This window comes from Actinomadura logoneensis (assembly GCF_003428695.1).
Lineage (GTDB): Bacteria > Actinomycetota > Actinomycetes > Streptosporangiales > Streptosporangiaceae > Spirillospora > Spirillospora logoneensis.
The window spans coordinates 1-8,070 of sequence record NZ_QURH01000947.1 but is presented as its reverse complement, the minus strand read 5'-3'; the positions used below and the strand labels follow the sequence as shown (position 1 = coordinate 8,070).

The 8,070-nt window shown below is 75.5% G+C and carries 8 protein-coding genes; 6 read left to right on the top strand and 2 right to left on the bottom strand.

Translation table 11 applies throughout. From position 1 onward, the window contains the following. Positions 1–757: FecCD family ABC transporter permease (locus DZF91_RS32015; RefSeq protein ID WP_117360795.1), on the bottom strand; the 757-nt coding region annotated here is incomplete at its 3' end. A gap of 175 nt (positions 758–932) precedes the next feature. Here DZF91_RS32015 and DZF91_RS32010 point away from each other — a divergent pair. From DZF91_RS32010 to DZF91_RS31990, 5 genes are all read left to right on the top strand, one after another. Continuing rightward, on the top strand, positions 933–1,754 hold the full coding sequence (locus DZF91_RS32010; RefSeq protein ID WP_117360794.1) for an NUDIX hydrolase: 822 nt from the start codon (positions 933–935) through the stop codon (positions 1,752–1,754). Then, positions 1,751–2,824 (top strand): molecular chaperone DnaJ, encoded by a 1,074-nt coding sequence (locus DZF91_RS32005; RefSeq protein ID WP_117360793.1) that lies wholly within the window; start codon positions 1,751–1,753, stop codon positions 2,822–2,824. The genes DZF91_RS32010 and DZF91_RS32005 overlap by 4 nt, the downstream gene beginning before the upstream one ends. Then, positions 2,817–3,932 (top strand): hypothetical protein, encoded by a 1,116-nt coding sequence (locus DZF91_RS32000; protein ID WP_235834712.1) that lies wholly within the window; start codon positions 2,817–2,819, stop codon positions 3,930–3,932. The genes DZF91_RS32005 and DZF91_RS32000 overlap by 8 nt, the downstream gene beginning before the upstream one ends. Next, a complete protein-coding gene (locus DZF91_RS31995; RefSeq protein WP_117360792.1) occupies positions 3,932–5,302 on the top strand; it encodes an adenylosuccinate synthetase in 1,371 nt (456 codons plus the stop codon). The genes DZF91_RS32000 and DZF91_RS31995 overlap by 1 nt, the downstream gene beginning before the upstream one ends. A gap of 109 nt (positions 5,303–5,411) precedes the next feature. After that, complete coding sequence (locus DZF91_RS31990) at positions 5,412–6,209, top strand: neutral zinc metallopeptidase (RefSeq protein ID WP_235834711.1); 798 nt, start codon at positions 5,412–5,414, stop codon at positions 6,207–6,209. 108 nt (positions 6,210–6,317) lie between these two features. On the opposite strand, the gene DZF91_RS31985 is transcribed toward DZF91_RS31990, so the two are convergent. Further along, positions 6,318–6,704 carry a DUF7715 family protein gene (locus DZF91_RS31985; protein ID WP_117360791.1) on the bottom strand — a complete coding sequence of 129 codons (387 nt, stop codon included), beginning with the start codon at positions 6,702–6,704 and terminating at the stop codon, positions 6,318–6,320. Positions 6,705–6,947: 243 nt separating this feature from the next. On the opposite strand from DZF91_RS31985, the gene DZF91_RS31980 reads away from it, so the two are divergent. After that, the coding region (locus tag DZF91_RS31980; protein ID WP_147341488.1) for a serine/threonine-protein kinase at positions 6,948–8,070 on the top strand (1,123 nt) is incomplete at its 3' end.

The window sequence follows — 8,070 nt, the reverse complement described above, 5'->3', positions numbered from 1 at the left end:
CGGCGGCGGCGACGGCGGCGCCGGTGAGCAGGATCGCGGCGGCGGCGGCGCCGAGCCGGACGCGGCCGACGTTGCGGCCGAGGCCGCGCGCGACGTCGTCGCCGAGCGCGAGCGCGTCCAGGCCGCGGGCGGCGGCGAACGCGACCAGGACGCCGGCCGCGACGAAGGGGACCACCCAGGTCGCGACCTGCGGCGGGCGTCCGGCGAGGGAGCCGACGGCCCAGAACCGGAAGGTGTCGAAGGTCTGCTGGTTGACGGTGAGGACGCCGACGACGACGCCGGTGAGCGAGGCGTCCAGGGCCGTCCCGGCGAGGGCGAGGGTCACCGGGGACGCGCCGTCGCGGGTGCGCGCGGACAGGGCGTGGACGAACGCGCCCGCGAGCGCCGCCCCGGCGACGCCGAACCACAGGAAGGACGGCAGCGCGGTCAGCCCGAACACGCTGATCGCGATGACCACGCCCAGCGAGGCCCCCGAGGTGACGCCCATGATGCGCGGGTCGGCGAGGGGGTTGCGGGTGAGCGCCTGCATGAGCACGCCCGCGACGGCGAGCGCGGCGCCGGCGGCGAGGCCGACGACGGTGCGCGGGACGCGCAGCGACCGGACGATCACGTCCTCCTCGGTGCCGCGCGGGTGCAGCAGCGCGTCCAGCACGTGGCCGGGCGGGATGGCGCGGCTGCCGAGCGCGAGGCTGGCGAGGACCGCGAGGACGAGGACGAGCACGGCGACCGCCAGCACCGTCCACCGCCTCCGGAGCATGCGCAGCCCACCGCCGTTCGTCGCGTCCGATAGTTAGGTAAACCTAACCTTATTGATCGGGTCGAGCGTAGAGCACGGTCACCTTCCTTCTCAAATCACCCCTGGACGAACCATGCGAGTGCGAGCTACGTTCTTCTCAAGTAGAGATTGACTCATACTGAGAAGGACATCTGGGATGACCCAGCCGCCGCAGGACGAGCGCGAGTTCCTCGCCGCCTACGACCCGCGCGCCTTCGACCCCGTCGCGGTGACGGTGGACGTCGTCGCGCTCACGATCCGGGACGGCGCGCTGAACGTCCTGCTGGTGCGGCGCGGCCAGGCCCCCTTCGCGGGGATGTGGGCGCTGCCCGGCGGGTTCGTCCGGGGGGTGGCCGACGCCGAGGACCTGCCGTCCGCCGCGCGCCGCGAGCTGGCCGAGGAGACCGGGCTCGACCCGGCCGAGCCCGGCGGCCCGATGGAGCGCCTGCACCTCGAACAGCTCGCCACCTACGGCGCCCCCGGCCGCGACCCGCGGATGCGCGTCGTCTCGGTCGCGTACCTGGCGTTCGCGCCCGAGCTGCCCGATCCGCGCGCGGGCGGCGACGCCGCCGAGGCCGCCTGGGTCCGGGTGGACGGACTGGGCTTGGCCGAGGCCGGGACGCAGCGTCCGGGCACCACGCGCAGGCTCGCGTTCGACCACGCGCGCATCCTCGCCGACGGTCTGGAACGCGCCCGCGCGAAGCTGGAGTACACGCCGCTCGCCACCGCGTTCTGCCCGCCCGAGTTCACCGTCCCCGAGCTGCGCGCCGTCTACGAGACGGTCTGGGGCGAGGAGCTGCACGCGGGCAACTTCCACCGCAAGGTGCTGTCGGTCCCGGGGTTCGTCGAGGCCACCGGCGGCACCGCCGACCGGGAGGGACGGCGCGGCGGGCCCCGGCCCAAGCTCTACCGGGCGGGCGACGCGCGGCTGCTGCACCCCGCCCTGCTCAGGCCGAGCCGGGAGGACGAGATCAGATGACTCCCCCGCTCGCGTACGCGGAGGCCGCGGCCCTGCTGGAGCGCGCCGCCACCCCGGCGGACGTGTTCGGCGAGGACGCGTCCGAGGCCGAGGCCGCGCGGCTGTACCGGCGGCTCGCGCGGGCCGTCCACCCGGACGCGACGCCGGACGGGTCGTCCCGCCACTTCGCGCGGCTGTCGGAGCTGTGGCGCGCCTACAACGCGGCGAACGCGCCGGTCTTCGCGGTGGGAACGCGCCGCTTCCGGCTCGGCGAGACCCTGGCGAGCGGCGACATCGCCGAGCTCTACGCCGCCGAACTCCACACCACCGGACGCCGGACCGCCGACCCCGGCACGGCCGGGCTCCGCACCCGACGCCGCGTCGTGGTCAAGATGCCGCGCGACCCCGCCGACAACGACCTCATGTCCCGCGAGGAGGAGGCGCTGCGCAGGCTGCGCCGCGACGGCGACCGGAGGTTCCGGGCGTACGCGCCGGAGCTCCTCACGGCGTTCCGGCACCGCGACCCCGGCACCGGCGAGACGCGCCGCGTCACCGTGCTCGCGCCGCTCGACGGGTTCGTCACGTTCGCCGAGATCGGCGCCGCCCACCCGGACGGCCTGGACCCGCGCGACGCGGCGTGGATGTGGCGGCGGCTGCTGGTCGCGCTCGGCTTCGCGCACCGGGCGGGCGTCGTGCACGGCGCGGTCCTGCCCGAGCATGTGCTCGTCCACCCCGGCGAGCACGGCCTCGTCCTCGCGGACTGGTGCTACTCGGTCACCCGGCCCGGCGGGCGCGTCCCCGCGATGGTCGGCCGGCACGCCGACCTGTACGCCCCCGAGATCCCCGCCCGCCGGGCCGCCGTCCCGGCGACGGACGTGTTCATGGCGTCCCGGTGCGTCGGCCTGCTCATGGGCCGCCGCGCGCCCGCCGCGATGCGCCGCTTCCTCGCCGGATGCGTCCTGCCCGCGCCGCACCGGCGCCCGCGCGACGCCTGGCGGCTGCTCGCCGAACTCGACGACCTGCTCGACCGCCTCTACGGCCCCCGGACGTTCCGTCCCTTCACCATGCCCCCAGGAGGAAGCCATGGGTAGCGGCAACTGGTCCACCGACGTCTACTCCGCCAACCGCGCCTACCAGGACGCGCACAACATCAGCGCCTTCCAGTACAGCGACGGCGGCGCGACGTCCGTCCACCCCGACCTCGACCCGAAGGGCGTCGCGCTGCGCGAGTCGCGCGACTCCGACGAGCACCCCGACTCGCTCGCGGTCTCCGTGCTGTTCGACGTGACCGGCTCGATGGGGACCGTCCCGCGCACGCTCCAGACCCGCCTGCCGGACCTGCTCGGGCTGCTGCTGCGCAAGGGCTACGCCGCGAACCCGCAGATCATGTTCGGCGCGATCGGCGACGCGCACTGCGACCGCGCGCCGCTGCAGGTCGGGCAGTTCGAGTCCGACAACCGCATGGACGACGACCTCGGCCGGATCCTGCTGGAGGGCGGGGGCGGCGGCCAGATGAAGGAGTCCTACGAGCTGGCCATGTACTTCATGGCCCGGCACACCGCCATCGACTGCTACGAGAGGCGCGGCAGGCGCGGCTACCTGTTCATGATCGGCGACGAGCTGGCGTACCCGGTCGTGCGGCGGCGGCAGGTGCGCGACGTGATCGGCGACGACCTGCGCGAGGACGTCCCGCTGGCCGAGCTGGTGGACGAACTGCGCCGCAGGTGGGACGTCTACTTCATCATCCCGGCGGGCGCGTACCACACCGGCGACCCGCACCTGAGCGGCTTCTGGCGCGACCTGCTCGGGCAGAACGTCCTCTTCCTGGACGACCTCGACGCGGTGTGCGAGACGATCGCGCTCACCGTCGGGCTCGGCGAGGACGCCATCGACCTCGACGAGGGCCTGGCGCACCTGGACGAATTCGGCTCGGCCGCCGGACCGGCGGTGTCGAAGGCGCTCACCCCGCTGAGCCGCGACCGCGGCGGCTCGGTCGCCGTGTCCCCCGCCCCGTCCGGCCTGCGCGGCCGGGGGCGCGGTGCGGCATCCAGCGGGGCGCGCGACGACAGCGGCCGGGACCGCCGCGACGACGGGCGGAGCCGCCGCGATGACGACGGACGTGTCGGGTGGGACGAACGTGACGCACGCAACGGACGGGACGCGCATGACGGACGCGGCTCGGGGAACCGGCGTCTCTGATGCGGCACACCATCGTCATCGACCTGGGGTTCGGTGACGCGGGGAAGGGGACCGTGGTGGACCGGCTCTGCGCGCGGGGGCCGGAGCCGGTCCATACGGTCGTCCGCTTCAACGGCGGCGCGCAGGCCGCGCACAACGTCGTCACGCCGGACGGACGGCACCACACGTTCGCGCAGTTCGGGTCCGGGACGTTCACCCCCGGCGTCCACACACATCTCTCGCGGTTCATGGCGGTCGATCCGCTCGCGCTCGCCGCCGAGGGCGCGCACCTGCGCGCGCTCGGCGTGCGCGACGCGTTCGCGCGGCTCACCGTGGACCGCGACGCGCTCCTCACCACCCCGTACCACCGGGCCGCCAACCGGGCGCGGGAGACGGCGCGCGGCACGGACCGGCACGGGTCCTGCGGGATGGGCGTGGGCGAGACCGCCGCATACGCGCTGGCCCGTCCCGACCTCGCCCCGCGCGTCGGCGACTGCCTCGCTCCGGCGCGCCTCCTGCGGCGACTCACGGCCCTGCGCGACTGGTACCGCGACCTGTTCCCGCGCGGCGAACCCGCTCCGGGCGACTTCCCGGACGGCAAGCCCGCTCCGGACGTCCTCACGGGCGGCAAGCCGGTTCTGGAGGTCTTCCCGGGCAACGAGCACGTTCCGGACGTCGAGGACTGCGCGGCGGCGTTCCGGTCCTTCGCCGCCAACGTCCGGATCGTGGACGGCGGGCACCTCCCGCGCGTCCTGCGCTCCGGGCGCACGGTGTTCGAGGGCGCGCAGGGCGTCCTGCTGGACGAGTGGCACGGCTTCCATCCGTACACGACGTGGTCGACGACGACGTTCGAGAACGCCGAGACGCTGCTCGCCGAGGCGGGCGAGGAGGGGTTTCGGCTGGGCGTCCTGCGCGCCTACGCCACCCGGCACGGGCCCGGCCCGTTCGTCACCGAGGACCCGGCGCTCACCGCCGACCTGCCCGACCCGCACAACGGCCACGGCCGGTGGCAGGGCGCGTTCCGCGTCGGCCACCTGGACGCGGTCGCGCTGGACTACGCCGTCCGCGCCGCCGGAGGCGTGGACGGCCTCGCGCTCACGCACCTCGACGTCGCCGCCGCCCGTCCCGACCTGCGGATCTGCCGCGCGTACGCGATGGACGGCGGGACCGTGCGGCGGCTTCCGGTGGCGGCGGCGCACGACCTGGAGCGGCAGGCGGCGCTCACCCGGCGGTTGCTGTCGGCGCGTCCCGTGCTGGAACCGCTCGGCGATCCGGTGGCCGAGGTCGAGGCGGCGCTCGGCGCGCCGGTCGTCCTCCGCTCCCACGGCCCGACGGCGGACGACAAGTCCACGGCCCTTTTCGGCGCGCGCCGATCCGAGCACGCGCTGTGACCGGCCGGGGAGACGTCGTTCACCCCGCCGTGAGTTCCGCGGCGAGGCGTCCGCGCCGGGCACGGGGATGGCGTCGGATGGTTCCCGTCCCCTGATCCTGGGAGGCGGGATGCCCCTACTCCGTCGCTCCACGCTCCGCCCCCGCCGCGTGGCGGTCGTGGCGGGTGGGTGCTTGGCGGCGGTCTTGTCGAGCGGCGCGGGACCGGCGTCCGCCTTCACCGTCGTCCCGGACGAGGGTCCCGTGGTGTTCAGCCCCGGATCGCTCACTCCCGGCTCCCCCACGGGCGCGTTCGCCGTGTCCGCGTCCCTCGCCGACCGGGCCCGTTTCGTCCCGGCGGCCGAGGAGCGTCCCGACCTCCAGCAGAGCCTCCAAGATGCGCAGGACGTCGTGGACGGCTTCTGGCGCCTGCACTGGACGGGCGACTTCGGCGGACGCTACGACCCGCCCGCCGTCCTCGGCCCCTACGACGGCTCGGACGCCGCCACCACCCCGCGCTGCGGCGGCCACCCGCTGCAGCCCGACAACGCCGCGTACTGCCCCGACGGCGACTACCTCGCCTGGGACGAACGCCTGATCCGCGACGGCCTCGGCAGCGGCGACGCGTGGATCTACATGGTCATCGCGCACGAGTGGGGACACGCCGTCCAGCACCGGATGCCGCGCGCGCTGGTCTCCGCCCGCACCGAACTGCAGGCCGACTGCCTGGCGGGCGCCGCGCTGCGCGGAGCCGCGCGGGACGGCGCGCTGCGCGCCGACCCGGGCGACCAGGCCGAGATCGACGCCGCGTTCCACCGGATCGGCGACGGCACGCCGTGGACCCGCCCCGGCGACCACGGAACCGCCGCCGAGCGCATCGCCGAGTTCACCCGAGGCGGCACCGGCGGCGTCCCCGCCTGCCTCCCCTGACCACACTCTTCGTGTCGGCGCCGGCTATTCCCGCGGCGAGCGGCGGCATGACCTGCGCGGGCGGCCGTTGAGGGGCGGCGGGGCATGGCCGGCGACGGCCCGTCCGGGCTACGGCTGGACGACCTGGCGGACGACGATCTCGTCCAGGCGGCGTTCGACGATCGCGCCGACCGGCCAGTCGCGGACGAGGGTGCGCAGGCCCGCCGCCTCGTGCTCGGCGTGCGATCCGTCGTAGCCCTGCTGCTCCAGGCTGCTGCGGATCGCCTCGACGTAGTCGGCCTCGGTGAAGCCCGGCACCTCGCGGACCATGGCGGTGGTGGTCGCGCGGTGGGAGTTGAGTCCGGCGAAGGCGCGGGCGCAGCCGCAGCCGCCGTCCGGGTCGCCGCCGTCGCGGTCGCAGACCACGCCGATGTGGACGAGTTCGCCCTCCACGCACCAGGCGAAGTCGTTGCCGCGGTGGCCCTGGGTGAGGTTGGTTGCGGTGAGCAGCTTCACTGGCCGACCCCTTCCGTGACCCGCCCACCGTACGACGCCGGTCGGACATTCCACCGGCGAACGTCCCCCTCGCCACCGGGTTCCCAAACGCGGTCAGGAACTGTTGAGAAGGCCCTGACGGACGCCGCATCCGGCCGTCTCGCGCGAAGGGCCTCGGGAGCGGGCCGGACGGCACCGCGCGCTTCCGGGAGGGGACTCCCCCGGGCGATCCCGAGGGGTAAAGGAACGCTATCGTCCCTCTGCATGGAGTCGCTGGCGCCGGAGGACCCGGAGAAGATCGGCCCGTACCGGGTGCGGGCCCGGCTCGGCGCGGGCGGCATGGGCCGGGTGTACCTGGCCGAGACGCCCGCCGGACGCCGCCTCGCGGTGAAGGTGATCCGCGCCGAGCACGCCGCCGACCCGCGCTTCCGCGCCCGCTTCGCCCGCGAGGTGGAGGCCGCGCGCCGGGTGAACGACTTCTACACCGCGCCGGTCGTGGACGCCGACCCGGACGCCGCCGCGCCGTGGATGGCGACGGCGTACGTCCCCGGGCCGTCGCTGCGGGCGCTCGTCGAGCGGGAGGGAGCGCTGCCGCCGGAACGCGTTCGCGAACTGGGCGCGGGGCTCGCCGAAGGGCTCGCCGCGATCCACGCCTGCGGGCTCGTCCACCGCGACCTCAAGCCGGGCAACATCATCGTCGCCGAGGACGGCCCCCGGATCATCGACTTCGGCATCGCCCGCGCGCTCGACGCGAGCGCGATGACCGCGACCGGGGCCGTGATCGGCACGCTCGCCTACATGTCCCCCGAGCAGGTCGAGGCGGACGAGGTGGGGCCGCCCAGCGACGTCTTCTCCCTCGGCGGCGTCCTGGTGTACGCGGCCACCGGGCGCGGACCGTTCGACGCGTCCAGTCCGGGGGCGATCGTCCACCGCGTCGTCGGCCGCGAGCCCGACCTGGACGGCGTCGATCCGTTCCTCGCGGACGTCCTGGCGCGCTGCCTCACCAAGGACCCGGCCGGACGGCCCACTCCCGCCCAGGTCCTCGCCGACCTGCGGATCGCCGCGCACGACCCCGTCCCGTCGGCCCCGCCGTCCTCGCCACCCGTCCCGTCACCCGCAACCGCGCCCCCGGCCCCCGGCCCGGCGAGCTCCGGGCCGACGCACTCGCCCCCGGCAGGTCCCGCCCTGGAGCATCCAGCGCCGCAGCACCCGAGCCCGGCGCATCCGGCCCCGGCACATCCGGGTTCGGTGCATCCCGCCCCGGCGGAAGTGGGATCGGGGTACGCGGCTGTCGCCGTCCCGCCTCAGGGGCCGCCTGTGACGGTGCCGCCGCAGGCCCGGCCGGGGGCCGACCAGGCGCGGGTGCGGCGGCGGGCGGTGCTCGCGG

What these genes read in the sequence shown, in the direction of transcription:
- DZF91_RS32010 (WP_117360794.1), top strand. Translation starts at nt 933, where the DNA reads ATGACCCAGCCGCCGCAGGACGAGCGCGAGTTCCTCGCCGCCTACGAC.
- DZF91_RS32005 (WP_117360793.1), top strand. Translation starts at nt 1,751, where the DNA reads ATGACTCCCCCGCTCGCGTACGCGGAGGCCGCGGCCCTGCTGGAGCGC.
- DZF91_RS32000 (WP_235834712.1), top strand. Translation starts at nt 2,817, where the DNA reads ATGGGTAGCGGCAACTGGTCCACCGACGTCTACTCCGCCAACCGCGCC.
- DZF91_RS31995 (WP_117360792.1), top strand. Translation starts at nt 3,932, where the DNA reads ATGCGGCACACCATCGTCATCGACCTGGGGTTCGGTGACGCGGGGAAG.
- DZF91_RS31990 (WP_235834711.1), top strand. Translation starts at nt 5,412, where the DNA reads ATGCCCCTACTCCGTCGCTCCACGCTCCGCCCCCGCCGCGTGGCGGTC.